Genomic DNA, 17526 nt, shown 5'->3' on the forward strand with positions numbered 1-17526 from the left:
AATGTAAAATATTTGTTAAATTACTCATGGAGTACACCAAAAGTTATTGTTATACTAGAATCTACGGAAAAAACGATTATGAGAAATGAGGAGTTTATTCAGTATGGAATGGCGTAATATATACCGTGGTTTTTGTATGGGAGTTAGTGATTTAATTCCTGGTGTAAGCGGCGGAACAATTGCTGTTGTATTAGGAATTTATGAAGGGTTGCTTGCGGCACTTAGTGGATTCTTTAGTCGTGAATGGAAAAAGCATTTAGGCTTTTTGATTCCGCTTGGCGCTGGTGTGGCAGCGGCATTTTTAACATTAAGTCATGTGATTAAGTATTTACTGGAAAATCATTATGAACCAACGCAGTTTTTCTTCCTTGGTTTAATTTTAAGTATTTTACCAATGTTGATGAAGGAAGCAAATGCAAAGGAAACATTTAAAACAGGACATATTGTTATACTAATTGTTTCAGCGGTACTAGTAGCTGTAACAGCATTTTTAAAACCGGATAAAGCAGCAGATCCAATTACTTCTTTAACAATTTTAAATACAATTGGGTTATTCTTATCAGGTTGGATGGCGAGTATGGCTATGCTTCTTCCGGGGATTAGTGGATCATTTATTTTATTAATCATCGGTGTATATCCAACAGCGATTAATGCGTTAACAACATTAAACTTGCCGCTCATTGCAGTCATTGGTGCAGGTGTTATGGTTGGGTTTGTTGTGAGTAGTAAAGGAATTAGCTACTTAATAGCGCATTTTAAAAGTGCAACATTCGCTTCAATTATCGGGCTTGTTATCGGATCGATTGCAGTAGTGTTTCCAGGGATTCCGACCGGTGGTATGTCGATTGTAAGTTCTATTATTACGTTTATTTTGGGATTTGCAATTGTATCGTATTTTAGTAAGAAAAAGTGATTGAGAGATAGCTCTCAATCACTTTTTTTGTTATTTGTGTTTATATTTTCTGTGTTTTTTACCAATAATATACAAAATTGATTATTTTGCTGAAATGTTACTAGAGCTTACTTTTCTGCTTTATCTTGCCTCTCAACATTTGGTAGGAAAGTAAATCGCCTGTAAAAGGACAATTTATGACAGGCTACTTTACTTTATTTGGGGGTGTCAAATTTGAAAGTGTCAATATTTATCACTTGTGTTGCAGATGTTTTTTATCCAGAAGTAGGAAAAGATGTCGTAGAAATTCTTGAAGATTTGGGGTGTGAAGTTGATTTCCCTAAAGACCAAACCTGCTGCGGACAGCCTGCTTATAATAGCGGTTATCATAAAGAAACAAAAACAGCTGCTAAACATATGATTGAGGCTTTTGCTGGTTCAGAATATGTTGTAGCGCCATCAGGCTCTTGTGCGATGATGGTTCACGAGTTTGCTAGCTTATTTTCTGAAAGTGAAGCAGAGTGGAAGAAAAAAGCTACTGAACTTGCAAATAAAACATATGAATTCACACAATTTCTTGTTGAAGTATTAGGAAAAGAAGACTTAGGTGCGGAGCTTCATAAAAAAGCAACGGTTCATACATCTTGCCATATGAGCCGATTAATGGGGATTAAGGAACCACCGCAAAAATTATTAAAATGTGTAAAAGGGCTGGAAGTTGTTTCGCTACCACATAATTATGATTGTTGTGGATTTGGAGGCACATTCTCAGTGAAAATGCCAGAAATCTCTGAACAAATGGTAGATGAAAAAGTAAAGCATATTATGGAAACCGGTGCGGAGCTGTTAATCGGGATGGATTGTAGCTGCTTAATGAATATAAAAGGACGTTTAACACGCAATGGTTATCCAATTGATGTAAAACATATTGCTCAAGTATTAAATGAAGATCGAAAGTGAGAGGGGGATATAAAGATGGGAATGAAAATTGGGAACGATCCCTTTCATAAGCGTACTGAAACAGGTATAGGGGATCAATTCATGAGAAAGGCTGTCAGGAAAGCGCAAGATGGTCTTAGAGGTAAGAAATTAAAAGCTACTGAGAGTCTGGGGAATTGGGAGGAATGGCGAGCTTTAGGAGAAGAAATTCGAAAGCATACATTAGAAAACCTTGATTATTATTTATATCAACTGAGTGAAAATATTGAGAAAAACGGTGGTTTTGTTTATTTTGCGAAGACTGCAGAAGACGCAAGGGAATATGTAAAAGGGATTGTAAAAAAGAAAAATGCGAAAAAAATTGTGAAATCAAAATCTATGGTAACAGAAGAGATTAGTTTAAATAAAGCGATTGAAGAAGCTGGAGGAGAAGTGTTAGAAACGGACCTTGCCGAATTTATTCTGCAAGTGAACGACCACGATCCACCATCACATATTGTTGTTCCGTGTCTTCATAAGGATAAAGAACACATTTGTGAAATATTTAAAACAAAGTTAGATTATACTGGAACATCTGATCCTACAGAAATGGCGAGGTTTGTAAGGAATTATTTGCGTGATGATTTTTTTACAGCGGATGTAGGGGTGACAGGATGTAACTTTGCTGTTGCAGAGTCTGGGTCTATCTCTATCGTGGCAAATGAAGGAAATGCAAGACTTGCCACAACGCTTCCGAAAACGTTAATTACAGTTATGGGAATGGAACGTATTGTTCCGACATGGGAAGAACTTGATGTTCTAGTAACTCTTCTATGCCGGAGTTCTGTAGGGCAAAAGTTAACAAGTTATATTACGGGATTAACCGAGCCTGGTGGGACGGATGGACCTGAGGAATTTCATTTAGTCATTGTTGATAATGGTCGTTCTAATATTTTAGGAACAGAATTTCAAAGTATTCTTCAGTGCATTCGCTGTGCGGCATGTATTAATGTATGTCCCGTATATCGGCATATCGGAGGACATGCGTATGGCTCCATTTATCCAGGACCGATTGGAGCTGTGTTGACGCCGCTTTTAGGAGGATATGATGAATATAAAGATTTACCTTATGCATCTAGCCTTTGTGGTGCTTGCACAGAAGCGTGTCCAGTGAAAATACCGTTACACGATTTATTAATTAAACATCGCCGCCGCATTGTAGAAGAAGCGAAACAATCACCTGTAGCCTGGAATGTAGCTATGAAAGGTTTTGAAAAAGCGGTGAATAGCTCTAGATTGTTTTCCCTTGCTGCAAAGACCGCTCCGTATGCGTTAAAGCCTCTTACGAAAGGGGATAAGATTGAGCGTGGAATCGGGCCGTTAAAAGCTTGGACAGATGCGAGAGATTTTCCAGTTCCAGAAAAACAGTCGTTTAGAGATTGGTTTAAAAAACGTGTAAAGGAGAACGATAATGGCCATCCAAAATCGTGAGGAATTTTTACTCCACTTATCAGAAAAGCTTGGCAGAAAACGTCCGGAAGCGGTGAAAAAACCGAACTGGTCTTTTTCTCCGCAGTGGACTGTTTTTGACGGATTCACACAAGATGAACTTGTACTAAAGTTAATAGAGCAATGCGAGGTAATTCACACACAAGTTAAGCGAACAACAAAGGACAGGCTTGTTGAAACATTACAATCTTTTTTAACAGAATGGAATATCCAATCTGTTATGTATTCTAATGATGAACGGTTTAAGGAATATGGTCTCGGTCAATTTTTAAGCAATGAAGGTACAATACATTTTCGTAAGTGGGGTTTAGATCATAAAGAAGAGAATATAGAATTTGCGAAAGCTGCTGACCTTGGCATTACATTCAGTGATATCGCTCTTGCTGAATCAGGAACTGTTGTTCTATTTAATGATGGATTAAAAGGAAGGCATGTTAGCCTTCTTCCTGAATCGTATATTGCAATTGTTCCTAAAAGTACGATTGTGCCAAGGTTAACCCAAGCTACGAAAGTCATTCACGATCAAAATAAAGCGGGAGATAAATTACCAGCTTGTTTGAATTTCGTTTCTGGTCCGTCAAATAGTGCAGATATTGAAATGAATCTCGTTGTAGGTGTACATGGGCCAATAAGAACAGCGTATATTATTGTGGATGATCAATAAGAATTTAAGTTTTCTCTCTTAAGGGGGATTACTGAATAATGAGTAAAAGAGAAACCTCTGCTGCTAAAAGTCGCACTTAATATCTGCATAATTGCTTATGAGATATATAAATTACGAGGTTTTTTATCATTTTAACCGAGAAGACCCCTTCCTCTACATGAAGTGATGATGGGGTCTTCTCGTTTTTTTCTTTTTTAAGAAAATCAATCCTTTTCGCAGAACAAGAGGAAGTGTTTTTGCTAGGGTAGAAACAGTAGGATGTCCCACCTCAAGCTCGTGTAGGGGGAGGTGGGGATAGTTCAATTAGGTTGGGAGTTCCTTCATTGTGACAAAGTGTTTTTGATAGTATAATGAAATAAGTATGTGATGAAGAAATTCATCATAAGTAGCTGAGGTGAAGAAGCATGCAAAGAGTCACGAACTGTGTGTTAATTAAAGGTAATGAAGTTCTCCTATTACAAAAACCTCGTCGAAACTGGTGGGTTGCGCCAGGTGGGAAAATGGAACGCGGTGAAACAGTAAGAGAATCCGTTGTTCGCGAATATCGTGAAGAAACAGGTATTTATTTAAAGAACCCAGCGTTAAAGGGGGTCTTCACTTTTGTTATCCAAGAAGGTGATAAAGTTGTTTCTGAATGGATGATGTTCTCCTTTTTAGCGACAGATTTTGCAGGAGAAAACAAATTGGAAAGCGAAGAAGGCATCATTGGCTGGCATACACTTGATAAAATTGATGAATTAGCAATGGCGCCGGGAGACTATCACATTATTGATTATTTAATTAAAGGAAATGGAATAATCTACGGTACGTTTGTATATACACCAGAATTTGAATTACTTTCATATCGATTGGATCCAAGCTAAACCGTCATGGAGGGGATACAATGACAGCGAATAATGATATTAAAATGGTAATTATTACAGGAATGTCCGGTGCAGGAAAAACAGTAGCGCTGCAAAGTTTCGAAGATTTAGGATATTTTTGTGTAGATAACTTACCACCTATGTTATTGCCAAAGTTTGTTGAGCTTATGGCAGACTCGAAAGGGAAAATGAACAAGGTGGCACTTGGTATTGATTTACGTGGCCGCGAATTTTTTGAGCATTTATGGGGAGCGCTTGATGATTTATCAGAACGCACTTGGATTATTCCTCATATTTTATTCTTAGATGCGAGAGATAGCACTCTTGTAACGCGTTACAAAGAAACAAGACGTTCGCATCCGCTTGCGCCGACAGGACTTCCGTTAAAAGGAATTGAAGCGGAACGTGGTTTATTAACAGACATGAAGGCAAGAGCAAATATTGTACTTGATACGTCTGAGTTAAAACCGAAAGAATTGCGCGAAAAAATTGTTCATCTGTTTTCAACAGAAAATGAGCAAGCATTTCGTGTAAATGTGATGTCATTTGGATTTAAGTATGGTATTCCAATTGACGCAGATTTAGTATTTGATGTTCGTTTTTTACCAAATCCATATTATATTCCACAGATGAAGCCGTTAACAGGACTGGATGAAGAAGTTTCGTCATATGTGCTCAAATTTAATGAGACACATAAGTTTTTAGAAAAGCTGACGGATCTTATTACTTTCATGCTTCCGCATTATAAAAGAGAAGGCAAGAGTCAGCTTGTAATTGCAATTGGATGTACAGGTGGACAACATCGTTCTGTTACGCTTACAGAATACCTTGGAAAACATTTGAAACCAGAATATATCGTTCATGTATCTCATCGTGATGTGGAGAAGAGAAAGGGCAATTAAGGGATGAAAAAAGAGAGAAAACCTAAGATTGTTATCATGGGAGGCGGAACTGGACTGTCTGTTTTATTACGAGGATTGAAAAAGTATCCTGTTGATATTACAGCGATTGTTACAGTAGCCGATGATGGTGGCAGTTCTGGTAGATTGCGTGATGAGTTAGAAATTCCACCACCAGGCGACATTCGTAACGTACTTGTTGCGTTATCAGATGTAGAGCCGCTTGTGGAAGCTTTATTTCAACATCGTTTTACATCCGGAGAAGGTTTAACGGGTCATGCATTAGGTAATTTATTGTTAGCGGGTATGACTTCGATTACAGGCGACTTTTTCCATGCTATTACAGAAACTAGTAAAGTTTTAAATGTAAGAGGTCGTGTTTTACCCGCGGCGAATCAAAGTGTGGTGCTTCATGCAGAACTGGAAGATGGGAGAATTGTAACAGGCGAATCGAAAATTCCGTACTTCGGAAAAAAGATCAATCGTGTATTTTTAACACCAGGTGATGTAGAGCCGCTGTATGAGACGTTAACGGAAATTCAGCGGGCAGACTTACTTGTCTTTGGTCCAGGTAGTTTGTACACAAGCATTTTGCCAAACTTAATTGTGAAAAAAATTGGTGACGCTGTTCTTAATGCAAAGGCAAAAAAAATATATGTATGTAATGTCATGACGCAGGCTGGAGAGACGATGGAATATACAGCATTTGATCATGTGCAGGCTTTACATGATCATCTTGGGGCGCCTTTCATCGATACAGCGATTGTAAATAATCATGATATTCCTGCTGAATTACGTAACTTGTATGCAGAAGAAATGTCTGAACCTGTTGTGATTGACGAAGATCGTTTTGCGGAAAGTAACATTAGTTTAATTCAAGATGAATTAGCAAAGTATGATGATCAAGTTGTTAGGCATGATACATTGAAATTAGCTTCTATCTTATATTCGTTGTTATAAGCATGCGTTATCTCAGGAGAGATAACGCTACTCATTCATATAGGACAAGATTTTTGTTCCAAAATATCGTATAAGGAGGTGGGGCTGTGTCATTTGCATCAGAAACAAAGAAAGAGCTGACAAAGCTTCAGGTGAAGGAGTGTTGTGAGAAAGCAGAACTATCAGCATTGCTTCGAATGAACGGATCACTTTCTTTTTCAAACCGTCGTCTTTCGATTGATATTCAAACAGAAAATGCGGCAATTGCGAGAAGAATTTACACATTGCTGAAAAAAGGATATGACGTGACGGTAGAATTGCTTGTCCGTAAAAAAATGCGACTGAAGAAAAATAATGTATATATCGTTCGGCTTGTTGAGAAATCTCGTGAAATCTTAGCAGATTTGCATATTGTCAGGGAAGACTTTTCGTTTATCCGCAATATCTCACAAGAATTGATTGAAAAGAAATGTTGCAAGCGATCGTATTTACGAGGTGCATTTTTAGCAGGTGGTTCAGTAAATAACCCAGAAACATCATCTTATCATTTAGAGGTCTTTTCGTTATACAAGGAACATAATGATTCTATATGTGAACTGATGAACGGATTTGATTTAAATAGTAAGACGCTGGAAAGGCGTAAAGGGTACATTACGTATTTAAAAGAAGCGGAGAAAATTACGGAGTTTTTAAACATTATTGGTGCACATAATGCATTGTTGAGATTTGAAGATATTCGTATTGTTCGCGATATGCGTAATTCGGTCAATCGTTTAGTGAATTGCGAAACAGCCAATCTAAATAAGACAATTGGTGCCGCTTTACGGCAAATTGAAAATATTCGTTACATTGATGAGACAGTTGGATTGGATGTCTTGCCAGACAAATTGCGAGAGATTGCACAATTACGCATTAGTTATCAAGATGTAACATTGAAAGAATTAGGTGAGATGGTATCTGGGGGGAAAATCAGTAAATCAGGTATCAATCATCGCTTACGTAAAATCGATGAAATCGCAGAGAAATTACGCGCGGGGGAACCGGTAGCAAAAAAATAACGGTAAAGGGGAAATGGGAGCTATGGTTCAGAAACAAGTTGAGGTTGCATTAAAAAACGGCTTACAAGCACGTCCGGCTGCGTTGTTTGTACAAGAAGCAAATCGTTTTCATGCTGATATTTTTATTGAGAAAGATGGTAAAACAGTCAATGCAAAGAGCATAATGGGGATTATGAGCTTAGCGATTGGATCTGGCAGCAATATAACGATTATAACAGAAGGTTCAGATGCAGAAGCGGCTTTAGAAGCGCTAGCGGCATATGTGCAAAATAAACAGTAAAAAGCTATCGCATGTAGCGATAGCTTTTTCAATTGACTTGATTTATGTTATATCATCAAGTCGCTGATATATCATGAGAAACGGCCAATAAAAAAAGGCTATCGCACGTGGCGATAGCCTTTTTGGGAGCGATTCTGAAAGAGCCGCTTCCGCTTTTAGTTATATCCAGCTTCAGCGGCTAGAATCTCCGGTCGTTTCGCCCCCTCGGACGAAGCAAAAAGCGCTTCTCTGTCGGGTGCTCCAACGCCCTACGATTCTGAAAGAGCCGCTTCCGCTTTAAAGTTTATTAACGATTTGTAAAGATTTTATCGATTAAGCCGTATTCTAGTGCTCTTTCTGCTGTCATGAAGTTGTCGCGGTCTGTGTCGCGTTGTAGTACTTCTAATGGTTGACCTGTGCGATCAGCAAGAATTTGGTTTAATTTTTCACGTAAGAATAGGATACGTTTTGCAGCGATTTCAATTTCAGTTGCTTGACCTTGTGCGCCGCCAAGTGGTTGGTGAATCATTACTTCACTGTTTGGAAGTGCATAACGTTTACCTTTTTCACCTGCTGCAAGTAGGAAAGCCCCCATAGATGCAGCCATACCGATACAAATTGTTGATACTGGTGGTTTAATGAACTGCATTGTATCGTAAATTGCCATACCCGCTGTGATAGAACCGCCAGGGCTGTTGATGTATAGGTGAATATCTTTGTCTGGGTCTTGAGATTCCAAGAATAAAAGCTGGGAAACGATTGAGTTTGCTACGTTGTCATCAATTGCGCTACCAAGCATAATGATGCGGTCTTTTAATAGTCGAGAGTAAATATCGTAAGCGCGTTCTCCACGATTTGTTTGTTCAATTACTGTAGGAATTAAATTCATCTGTTATTTCCTCCTTTGAAAGCTTTCTTAGTCTTATAATACAATTATGGTCAATAAAGGTCAAACGAAACCACTTTAAATCAAAAAAATATGTAGTTTTATCATCATTTATTCGCTATGTTTTTGTAATTCCCTGCTTATGTATCTTCAACATCATAACCGAATTATATAAATTTAAACCTGATAGAAGATGTAGAAAAAACAAAAGAACGCCTTTTCTATAGAAGCGTTCTCTTATCTGCTATTCTTTTAGGAGATAGGTTACTTTATTTAAAATATTTTCGATTTGTTTTGCGTTTTTACTATACATTTGACTCGCCGCTTTTGATTTTGTTTCTAAAGAGAATAATTCAAGATCAGCATGGCATTTTTTTAAAGATGCGAGCAATAAAGGTTTATTTTGAGGAGAAGGCATTTGAATTTTATCGTTATAGATATCAATGGTAAGTTGTCCGTAAGAATCCACTTGACCGAGAAAGACATTTTCAATTACAACACCGATTTTTTCTAATTCAGCGTGTAACCAAGCGCGATTATGCCCGCTGGCCGACAGGGGTTCATCGAGTACATTGCCATCCATAATAACGGTTTGTGTTTCTTTTTCATTTGGTACCTTTAATCCGATATCTTTTGCAGTAAGCGGTTGACGATCTTTCTTCAATAACACATTTAATTCACCGCTAGGTTCTAATACGGCAAATTCTACATCAGCAATGTTAAATGCATCTTTTCCTCTAAGAAGCTCAAGTAATTCGTCGCTTGTATATTTTTCTTTTTTTAAATTATCTTCAAGTATTTTTCCATCTTTTACTAAAACGGTAGATTTTCCTTCAAAAAAATCTCTGGCCGCTTTATTTTTTAAGGACAGAATACCTGTGAAAAATGGGACTGCAGCAAAAATGAGTATAGCAAAGACACCATGGAAAAATTTTTGATCTAGCCCTGTAGATACCTGAGCAGCAATATCACCAATTGTCATCCCCGCTATATATTCAAAAAAGGAAAGTTGAGAAATTTGTCTTTTTCCTAACCATTTTGTAATAGCAAATAACATAATTAATATAAATATGGAACGAAGAATGACAAGTGTCCATTCGGGTAGGTGAGACATAGTAATTTCCTCCAGTCTGCTTAAAAACCTTTATATTGAGGTTCTTCACGTTCTAATATTGAAACTCTATTTTTAAGATCAGCGATGACACTGTCCATTTCTAACATACATTCGTGAAAGACTCGCTTTGCTTCTTCATCCGCAGCGTTTTGCGAAAGTGTACTTAGACTTGCTTGGGCACCTTTTAAACTAGCGAGGCATGTCTTAACACTAGCAACAACAGTCATGGGAACACCTCTTATCCTTTTGGTTTGAATAGCAATGCGCCGATAAATCCGAATATAATGGCTGCGGATATACCAGCACTTGTTACTTTAAACATTCCTGTTATAACGCCGACAATACCGTGCTCTGCTGCCTCAGCCATAGCCCCATGAACAAGGGCATTTCCGAAACTTGTAATCGGAACTGTTGCTCCAGCACCTGCAAAATCAATTAATGGTTCATATAAATTAAATCCATCTAATATAGCGCCAATCACAACGAGGGTTGCCATTGTGTGAGCGGGTGTAAGCTTCCCAACATCGAACATAAGTTGTCCGATTACGCAAATGAGTCCACCTATAACAAAAGCCCAGAAAAAAATCATTGTTCCACACCTCCAAACTCAATCGATACAGCATGAGCAATACATGGAATGGTTTCTTCTTGCTGAAATGTAAGAGGAGATAGTAACGCACCTGTTGCAACGACAAGCATCTTTTTGAATTCTCCTTTTTTCATTCGATTTAATAAGTGTCCGTATACGACAGTTGCAGAACAACCTGCACCACTTCCACCTGCTAACACTGGTTGTCCGTCTCTATAAATGAGTAATCCACAATCCTGAAATTGTTTGCTTATGACCTTTGTCCCGTGTTTATGCAGTAAATCATAAGCGATCTCGCGGCCAACGTGCCCAAGGTCACCTGTTACAATTAAATCATAGTGAGATGCATCAATTTGTCGGTCGCGTAAATGAGCTTCAATTGTATCTACAGCGGCGGGGGCCATCGCGCCTCCCATGTTAAATGGATCAGTTAACCCCATATCAACAATTCGGCCAATCGTTGCGGATGTTACTTGTGGCCCATGTCCTTCACTACTCAAAAGGGCGGCACCAGCGCCTGTTACAGTCCATTGTGCGGTAGGCGGTTTTTGTCCGCCATATTCTGTTGGATAACGGAATTGTTTTTCTACAGCAGTATTATGACTGGATGACCCTGTTAATAAATATTTTGCGCCTTTTGCATTTACAATACTTGCGCCAAGAGCTAAACCTTCCATAGAAGTAGAGCAGGCGCCAAATAATCCAAGATACGGAGTGCCAAGTGTACGACAAGCGAAGCTTGAAGGAGTAATTTGGTTAATTAAGTCTCCTGCGAGTACAAATTGAACATCTTCTTTACGAAGTTTTGCTTTTTCCGTTGCACGACTACAGGCTTCTTCAAATAAAATTTTATGTGCCTTTTCATAAGAATCTTGTCCGAGCCACAAGTCTTCGTGAAGGGTGTCAAAGTCTTCAGGAATCTTTCCTTTTGCTTCAAATGGCCCACCGACTACGCCCGTTGAGATGATAACAGGTTTATTATCGAATACCCATGTTCGGTGTCCTTGTAACATTTACAGCCCTCCCCATTGAACAAGAATAGTTTTAATAAGAGCAATTACAAAAGCAGAAAATACACCAAATAAAATAACGGAACCAGCTAATTTAAACATGTTGCCACCGACTCCAAGAACAAAGCCTTCTGTTCGATGCTCGATGCAGGCAGCTATAACGGAATTGCCAAAGCCAGTAACAGGAACTGCTGTCCCAGCCCCGGCAAATTGCCCAAGGCGATCATACACACCAAAACCAGTGAGTAGCATTGAGATGAAAATAAGCGTAGCGACTGTCGGGTTCCCAGCAGATCGCTCGGTAAAATCGAAATACGTGATATAAAAGGTTGAAATAAGTTGACCAATTAAACAAATGAACCCACCGACGAAAAAGGCTTTTATACAATTTTTAAAAACAGGGCGCTTTGGCTCCCGTTGTTGTGCAAACTTTTTATATTCTTGTTGTACAGGTGTTAAATTTTTGTCTTTACTGGACATTTGAACCCTTCCTTTTCCTTTAGAGAACGTACAATTAAGTATCAGATTTCATTTCTGATTGTATGAGTTTCAATTGCTTTTTAATCTGATCTTTGTTTACTTCTTTTTTCTTAATTTTGTTTTCCAGGCTATCTAACAGCATGAAAATTTTTCGATCTGTACTTACGCGAATATCGAAAGTAGGATACTCATCGCTCAATTGTTTTTTGATTTTGCTACGCAGAGGTTTTAATCGAAATCTTTCATGATGTTCGGGCTTGACCGCTATGTAAAGGTCTAGATTAGAATTGACTGCTGTGGCCTTTAGGATTTCCTCCATAGCGAGTACTTTTTTCTTTGCTTCCTGCGATATAGATTGATTAAAGGATTCCGTACTCATTTTTGTTAACTTGGGTCCTTTTTTTTCCTCTTCTCGTTTTGATTCCTCTTTTTTTACTTTTTTATCTAAGGGGCTATTATCGCAGCCAGTAAATGAAGCGCATAGGAGTACGAATAACGCGGTTATGATTCTAAGTTTTCGCATTACAATCATTCCATTTCTATTGCTTTATGTAATTTGGTGTGAAAAAGGATGATATGGAATCATCCTTTTTCTGTTTTTCAAAAAATGTCTACCATCAGACGGAATAGTATGCTCGCTTATTGTTGTCCGTATTGAGGCTCTTCTTGTTGCACTTCTTCAACACGTGGGTTTAAAGAATCGATAATCGATTGAGTTTGCTGTGCAGCTGTTTGGAAAAGTTGCTTCGCTTGTTGGTTATCTGTATCCAGAGCAAATCCCTCTAAGCTCGCTTGTGCACTTTTTAATCCAGAAACAGTTTGTTTTAATTTTGTAATTACAGTCATTGAATGAAGCCTCCTTTGAAATATGAATTCAAAGATTATAATTTGTGAATAGCGTTGAAAATATAATTTCCAAATTTAGGTTAGTGATTTTGTTTTTGAAGAAATGTGGGGAGAGCTTTTTGCGTGATAGTAGTTGCGTACATGGGTATAAGAAGATATAATTACGAGTATATCGTTCATGCGCCCATAGCTCAGTCGGATAGAGCGGTGGTTTCCGGTACCACGTCTGCCGGGGGTTCGAATCCCTCTGGGCGCGTCAAAAAGTCCTAACTTACATTTGTAAGTTAGGACTTTTTATTTTATATATGGTCAAAATCGTTATATATCGGCAATTATCGACTGTTCGAAAATATACAACGTGAATTCCCCCCCTTGTTATATCTGATTATAAGATTTACTATTAGTATGTGGTTATAAAAGGTTGTTCTATATATGTATTTAGATTTCCAAGCGTATAAGTCGAAGTTATGAAAACAAAAGGAAGTCTCCACTCGTTTTCTCCTTTTGTTCTCATTTTGCATGGGATTAAAAAAGTACTGACCGCTTCTTTTTTGATTGGTCCTCTCTTACGCTCAAAAAAAGAAAGGCTTTATGTCAGTTTATATATTTTTTTATTGTTTTCTTTCAATATTATTCATTTTGCAGTTGTAAGATGTAAACGTCATTAATACATATAAATTAATAATATTTTGGAAAGGGTATCTGCACAGGATTCTCCTTTTAAGAAACTTATTGTACAATAGAAACAAGGGGGAGATTAGATTGAAGGCAAGTCTTTTACAAGAACAAAGCTTACGTTTGGCCATGACACAAGAGTTAAGACAAGCGATTACAATGCTCCAATATAACGTGCAGGAACTATCGGAGTTTTTGTATGAGCAATCGATGGAGAATCCCCTTATTGAGTTAAATGGCTTTGAGAGGGAGAAGAAAAAGAGCTCAAGCAAAAGTAAAAGTACAAGCAAACAAGTCGATAATCAAATGGAAATTTACAGTGTGGATTCGAAAACGATTCAGCAACATTTATTGGATCAAATACAGTATTACAAAATAGATGAGCTGGAGCGGAAAACGGCTTCTTTCATCATTATGAACATGGATGAAAATGGTTATTTACAAGAAACAAATGAAGAATTAGCAGAGTTACTTGCCGTACCTATTGATATAGTAGAATGTTCTATGGAACTTGTTCAGTCATTGGAGCCAGCAGGGGTAGGAGCGCGTAATATTCAGGAGTGTCTATCACTTCAATTGAAGCGCTTACAAAAAGGGAATGCCCTCTCAAAAATGATTGTGGATGAATATTTCGCGTATTTTATTAAGAAAGACTGGCGAAAGCTTGTTCACATCTTAAAGTGTAGTAATGAGGAATTGCAGTTAGCTGTTGATTGTATTACATCGCTTCAGCCAAAACCAGGGCTTGCATTTTCTTCTGAGAAGCCGCTTTATATTGTTCCTGATATGGCTGTGAAAAAAGAAGGAGATCGTCTCGTTTTACAAATGAATGAACGCAACATGCCGAGAATTGAAATTCATTCAGAGTATAGCGCGCTTCTTCATAATAGTGAGAGGGACGTTGCTTCATATGTATCTGAGAAGTATCAGCATGTGCAGTGGATTATGCGCAGTTTAAAGCAACGGAAACAAACGCTTTTGCAAGTCATGGAGATCATTATGAAGAAACAAAGCGATTTCTTTTGGCGAGGACCAGAGTACTTAAAACCACTCTCCTTAAAAGAAGTAGCTGAAGAACTAAGTGTACATGAATCTACAATTAGTCGTGCTACACGTAATAAATATGTACAAACGCCGCACGGATTGTTTGAAATGAAGTCATTTTTTAGCAATGCAGTGGTGACAACAGAAGATGAGGCTGTTTCTACAAAGCGTGTCAAACAATTGATTCAAATGCTTGTAGAACAAGAAAATAAGAAAAAACCACTTTCAGATCAAAAAATTTCGAAATTGTTAGAAGAAGAGCATGAGATCGTTATTTCTCGTAGAACAGTTGCAAAATATCGAGAGCAAATGAATATTCCCGCTTCTTCTTTACGAAAAACAATTGGATAGGTGAAGAAGATGAAAGTTGTTTTATATACGAAAACGGACTGTGGTCTTTGTGTGAAGGCAAAACAGGTTTTGAAAGAGGTTCAAAAGGTATATTCTTTTGAAATCGAGGAAATAGATATATACGAAGATGATGAGCTTTTAGAAAAGTATCAAATTATGATTCCGGTCGTGGAAATAGACGGAAAACAGGCGGAATATGGTGTCATTCACAAAGATGTCATAGTAAACTATATAAAGAATGCAGTTAAGAGTTGAATAAGTTTCTATCTCCTGTTACAATAATACACGTAGCAGGGATTATTTTTTTTAACCTAGTGGGACATAAAATGTCACTACGGGACACAAAATGACCACGAGGGAAAATGAACCGATGCAGTGAGGAGAAAAGATATGCGCTCATGGATTCGAAATACAAAAAAATTATTACCTGATTTGCTACCTGTTATGCAAACGAGAATGCAAATTCTTCAGTACATTCGCCTCATGCAGCCGATTGGAAGAAGAAACTTATCTGCAAGTCTTGGTATGACAGAACGAGTATTGCGAAGTGAAGTGCAAGTTTTGAAAGAACAAAACTTAGTTCACGTCGCATCTTCTGGAATGACTTTAACAGAAGAAGGAACAACTGTGGTTCTTGCTTTGGAAGACTTTATGAAAGAAATTTCCGGGTTAAAGGTTTTAGAAAAACAACTTAAGGAAACATTAGACTTGGATGAAGTTTTTGTTGTCCCTGGTGATAGTGACGATTCACCTTGGGTCAAATTGGAGATGGGCCGTGCTTGTGTTACTTGTATAAAAGACCGTCTGACAGCGAATAATATCGTTGCTGTGGCTGGAGGAACAACGCTAGCTGCCGCCGCGGACATGATGCAACTGGATTGCAAAGACTTACATATGCTATTTGTCCCAGCGCGTGGTGGAATTGGAGAAGGGGTCGAATTAGAGGCCAATACCATTTGTGCGAAAATGGCACAAAATACGATGAGCAATTATCGCTTATTGTATGTTCCAGACCATGTAAGCAGCGAAGCATATGCGTCCATTGTGACAGAGCCTTCCGTGAAAGAAGTTCTTGAGTTGATTCGATCTTCCAATATCGTCATTCATGGAATTGGTGATGCGTTAACAATGGCACGTCGCAGAAATACTTCGGAAGCAGATTGGATGAAAATTAAAGCAAGTGATGCAGTTGGCGAGGCTTTCGGTTATTACTTCAATGAACAAGGTAATGTCGTTCATAAAGTACAAACAGTTGGCATGCAACTGAAAGATTTACAAAACGTATCTCACGTTGTTGCAGTAGCTGGAGGATCTTCAAAAGCAAAAGCAATACAGGCTGTAATTAAACAAGGGCACACTTCGATTCTAATTACAGATGAAGGTGCAGCAAAACAATTAACAAAGGGTATTACCCTTTAATATAATCCCCCAAGGAGGAAATTCAAATGACTAAAATTGGTATTAATGGATTTGGACGTATCGGACGTGTGGTATTCCGCGCAGCTCTTAACAACCCTAACGTGGAAGTAGTAGCAATCAACGACTTAACAGACGCTAAAACTTTAGCTCACCTTTTAAAATATGACTCTGTTCACGGAACAGTAAATGCAGAAGTATCTGCTAACGGTGACAGCATCATCGTTAACGGTAAAGAAATCAAAGTTATCGCTGAGCGTGACCCAGCTCAATTACCATGGAGCGACTACGGTGTAGAAGTAGTAGTAGAATCTACTGGACGTTTCACTAAAAAAGCAGATGCTGAAAAACACTTAGGTGGATCAGTTAAAAAAGTTATCATCTCTGCACCAGCTTCTGACGAAGATATCACAATCGTTATGGGTGTTAACCATGAGCAATATGATGCAGCTAACCATAATGTAATTTCTAACGCTTCTTGTACTACAAACTGCTTAGCTCCATTTGCTAAAGTATTAAACGAAAAATTCGGTGTAAAACGCGGAATGATGACAACAATTCACTCTTACACTAACGACCAACAAATTTTAGACTTACCACATAAAGACTTACGTCGTGCACGTGCAGCAGCAATGAGCATGATTCCAACTACAACTGGTGCAGCTAAAGCAGTAGCATTAGTATTACCAGAACTTAAAGGTAAATTAAACGGTGGCGCAGTACGTGTTCCAACTGCTAACGTTTCTCTTGTTGACTTAGTTGTTGAACTTGAAAAAGAAGTAACAGTTGAAGAAGTAAATGCAGCATTCAAAGCAGCAGCTGAAGGCGAATTAAAAGGTATCCTTGGATACAGCGAAGAGCCATTAGTATCTATTGACTATAACGGATGCACAAGTTCTTCTACAATCGATGCATTATCTACAATGACTATGGAAGGCAACATGCTTAAAGTCCTTTCTTGGTACGACAACGAAACTGGTTACTCTAACCGCGTAGTTGATTTAGTAGATTACATCGCTTCTAAAGGTCTTTAATTTTTGAGTTTATAAGCTATCAATGACAAAACGAGGGAGAGGGTTTGTTCCCTCTCTCTTCTTTCGTTTTAGAAGCAAAT

General features: G+C 38.1%; 21 protein-coding genes and 1 tRNA gene. 14 read left to right on the top strand and 8 right to left on the bottom strand.

Going from position 1 to position 17526, the window contains the following annotated elements:
* Positions 1–103 precede the first annotated feature (103 nt).
* The 9 genes from M014_RS0124650 (at position 104) to M014_RS0124690 (ending at position 8022) form a co-directional block, all read left to right on the top strand.
* On the top strand, positions 104–913 hold the full coding sequence (locus tag M014_RS0124650; RefSeq protein WP_026594072.1) for a DUF368 domain-containing protein: 810 nt from the start codon (positions 104–106) through the stop codon (positions 911–913).
* Positions 914–1126: 213 nt separating this feature from the next.
* Positions 1127–1852, top strand: a complete 726-nt coding sequence (locus M014_RS0124655; RefSeq protein ID WP_026594073.1) for a (Fe-S)-binding protein — start codon at positions 1127–1129, stop codon at positions 1850–1852.
* A 15-nt stretch (positions 1853–1867) separates the two neighbouring features.
* The gene (locus M014_RS0124660; RefSeq protein WP_026594074.1) at positions 1868–3301 is read left to right on the top strand and encodes a LutB/LldF family L-lactate oxidation iron-sulfur protein; all 1434 of its coding nucleotides are present in this window, start codon (positions 1868–1870) and stop codon (positions 3299–3301) included.
* A complete protein-coding gene (locus tag M014_RS0124665) occupies positions 3282–3983 on the top strand; it encodes a LutC/YkgG family protein (RefSeq protein ID WP_026594075.1) in 702 nt (233 codons plus the stop codon). The genes M014_RS0124660 and M014_RS0124665 overlap by 20 nt, the downstream gene beginning before the upstream one ends.
* A 404-nt stretch (positions 3984–4387) precedes the next feature.
* Positions 4388–4846, top strand: a complete 459-nt coding sequence (locus M014_RS0124670) for an NUDIX hydrolase (protein WP_026594076.1) — start codon at positions 4388–4390, stop codon at positions 4844–4846.
* Between the two features lie 20 nt (positions 4847–4866).
* On the top strand, positions 4867–5748 hold the full coding sequence (gene rapZ / locus M014_RS0124675) for an RNase adapter RapZ (protein WP_026594077.1): 882 nt from the start codon (positions 4867–4869) through the stop codon (positions 5746–5748).
* Between the two features lie 3 nt (positions 5749–5751).
* Positions 5752–6705, top strand: a complete 954-nt coding sequence (locus M014_RS0124680; RefSeq protein ID WP_026594078.1) for a gluconeogenesis factor YvcK family protein — start codon at positions 5752–5754, stop codon at positions 6703–6705.
* A gap of 86 nt (positions 6706–6791) precedes the next feature.
* Positions 6792–7742, top strand: a complete 951-nt coding sequence (whiA, locus tag M014_RS0124685) for a DNA-binding protein WhiA (RefSeq protein ID WP_026594079.1) — start codon at positions 6792–6794, stop codon at positions 7740–7742.
* 22 nt (positions 7743–7764) lie between these two features.
* A complete protein-coding gene (locus M014_RS0124690) occupies positions 7765–8022 on the top strand; it encodes an HPr family phosphocarrier protein (protein WP_026594080.1) in 258 nt (85 codons plus the stop codon).
* Positions 8023–8308: 286 nt separating this feature from the next.
* On the opposite strand, the gene clpP is transcribed toward M014_RS0124690, so the two are convergent.
* The 8 genes from clpP to M014_RS0124730 all read right to left on the bottom strand — a co-directional run bounded on the left by clpP (position 8309) and on the right by M014_RS0124730 (position 12926).
* Positions 8309–8890, bottom strand: coding sequence for an ATP-dependent Clp endopeptidase proteolytic subunit ClpP (gene clpP, locus M014_RS0124695; protein ID WP_026594081.1), 582 nt, complete (start codon positions 8888–8890; stop codon positions 8309–8311).
* A gap of 241 nt (positions 8891–9131) precedes the next feature.
* Complete coding sequence (locus M014_RS0124700; RefSeq protein ID WP_026594082.1) at positions 9132–10001, bottom strand: DUF421 domain-containing protein; 870 nt, start codon at positions 9999–10001, stop codon at positions 9132–9134.
* 20 nt (positions 10002–10021) lie between these two features.
* Positions 10022–10228: a DUF1657 domain-containing protein gene (locus M014_RS0124705; protein ID WP_026594083.1), complete on the bottom strand. Its 207-nt coding sequence runs from the start codon at positions 10226–10228 to the stop codon at positions 10022–10024.
* A gap of 11 nt (positions 10229–10239) precedes the next feature.
* Positions 10240–10590 (bottom strand): stage V sporulation protein AE, encoded by a 351-nt coding sequence (gene spoVAE / locus M014_RS0124710; RefSeq protein WP_026594084.1) that lies wholly within the window; start codon positions 10588–10590, stop codon positions 10240–10242.
* Positions 10587–11603, bottom strand: coding sequence for a stage V sporulation protein AD (spoVAD, locus tag M014_RS0124715; protein WP_026594085.1), 1017 nt, complete (start codon positions 11601–11603; stop codon positions 10587–10589). The genes spoVAE and spoVAD overlap by 4 nt, the downstream gene beginning before the upstream one ends.
* Entirely contained in the window at positions 11604–12080 is a 477-nt protein-coding gene (gene spoVAC, locus M014_RS0124720; RefSeq protein WP_026594086.1) for a stage V sporulation protein AC, read from the bottom strand.
* A gap of 34 nt (positions 12081–12114) precedes the next feature.
* Entirely contained in the window at positions 12115–12603 is a 489-nt protein-coding gene (locus tag M014_RS0124725) for a YhcN/YlaJ family sporulation lipoprotein (RefSeq protein ID WP_026594087.1), read from the bottom strand.
* Between the two features lie 116 nt (positions 12604–12719).
* Positions 12720–12926 (bottom strand): DUF1657 domain-containing protein, encoded by a 207-nt coding sequence (locus M014_RS0124730; protein WP_000216162.1) that lies wholly within the window; start codon positions 12924–12926, stop codon positions 12720–12722.
* Positions 12927–13106: 180 nt separating this feature from the next.
* On the opposite strand from M014_RS0124730, the gene M014_RS0124735 reads away from it, so the two are divergent.
* The 5 genes from M014_RS0124735 (at position 13107) to gap (ending at position 17446) form a co-directional block, all read left to right on the top strand.
* Positions 13107–13182 (top strand) — tRNA-Arg (locus tag M014_RS0124735).
* Positions 13183–13688: 506 nt separating this feature from the next.
* Positions 13689–14996 carry an RNA polymerase factor sigma-54 gene (rpoN, locus tag M014_RS0124740; protein ID WP_026594088.1) on the top strand — a complete coding sequence of 436 codons (1308 nt, stop codon included), beginning with the start codon at positions 13689–13691 and terminating at the stop codon, positions 14994–14996.
* 9 nt (positions 14997–15005) lie between these two features.
* Positions 15006–15251 carry a glutaredoxin family protein gene (locus M014_RS0124745; protein ID WP_026594089.1) on the top strand — a complete coding sequence of 82 codons (246 nt, stop codon included), beginning with the start codon at positions 15006–15008 and terminating at the stop codon, positions 15249–15251.
* Positions 15252–15386: 135 nt separating this feature from the next.
* Positions 15387–16415, top strand: coding sequence for a gapA transcriptional regulator CggR (gene cggR, locus M014_RS0124750; protein ID WP_026594090.1), 1029 nt, complete (start codon positions 15387–15389; stop codon positions 16413–16415).
* Positions 16416–16441: 26 nt separating this feature from the next.
* A complete protein-coding gene (gene gap / locus M014_RS0124755; protein ID WP_020061700.1) occupies positions 16442–17446 on the top strand; it encodes a type I glyceraldehyde-3-phosphate dehydrogenase in 1005 nt (334 codons plus the stop codon).
* Positions 17447–17526: the final 80 nt, after the last annotated feature.

Source organism: Bacillus sp. UNC437CL72CviS29 (genome assembly GCF_000482345.1).
GTDB lineage: Bacteria > Bacillota > Bacilli > Bacillales > Bacillaceae_G > Bacillus_A > Bacillus_A arachidis.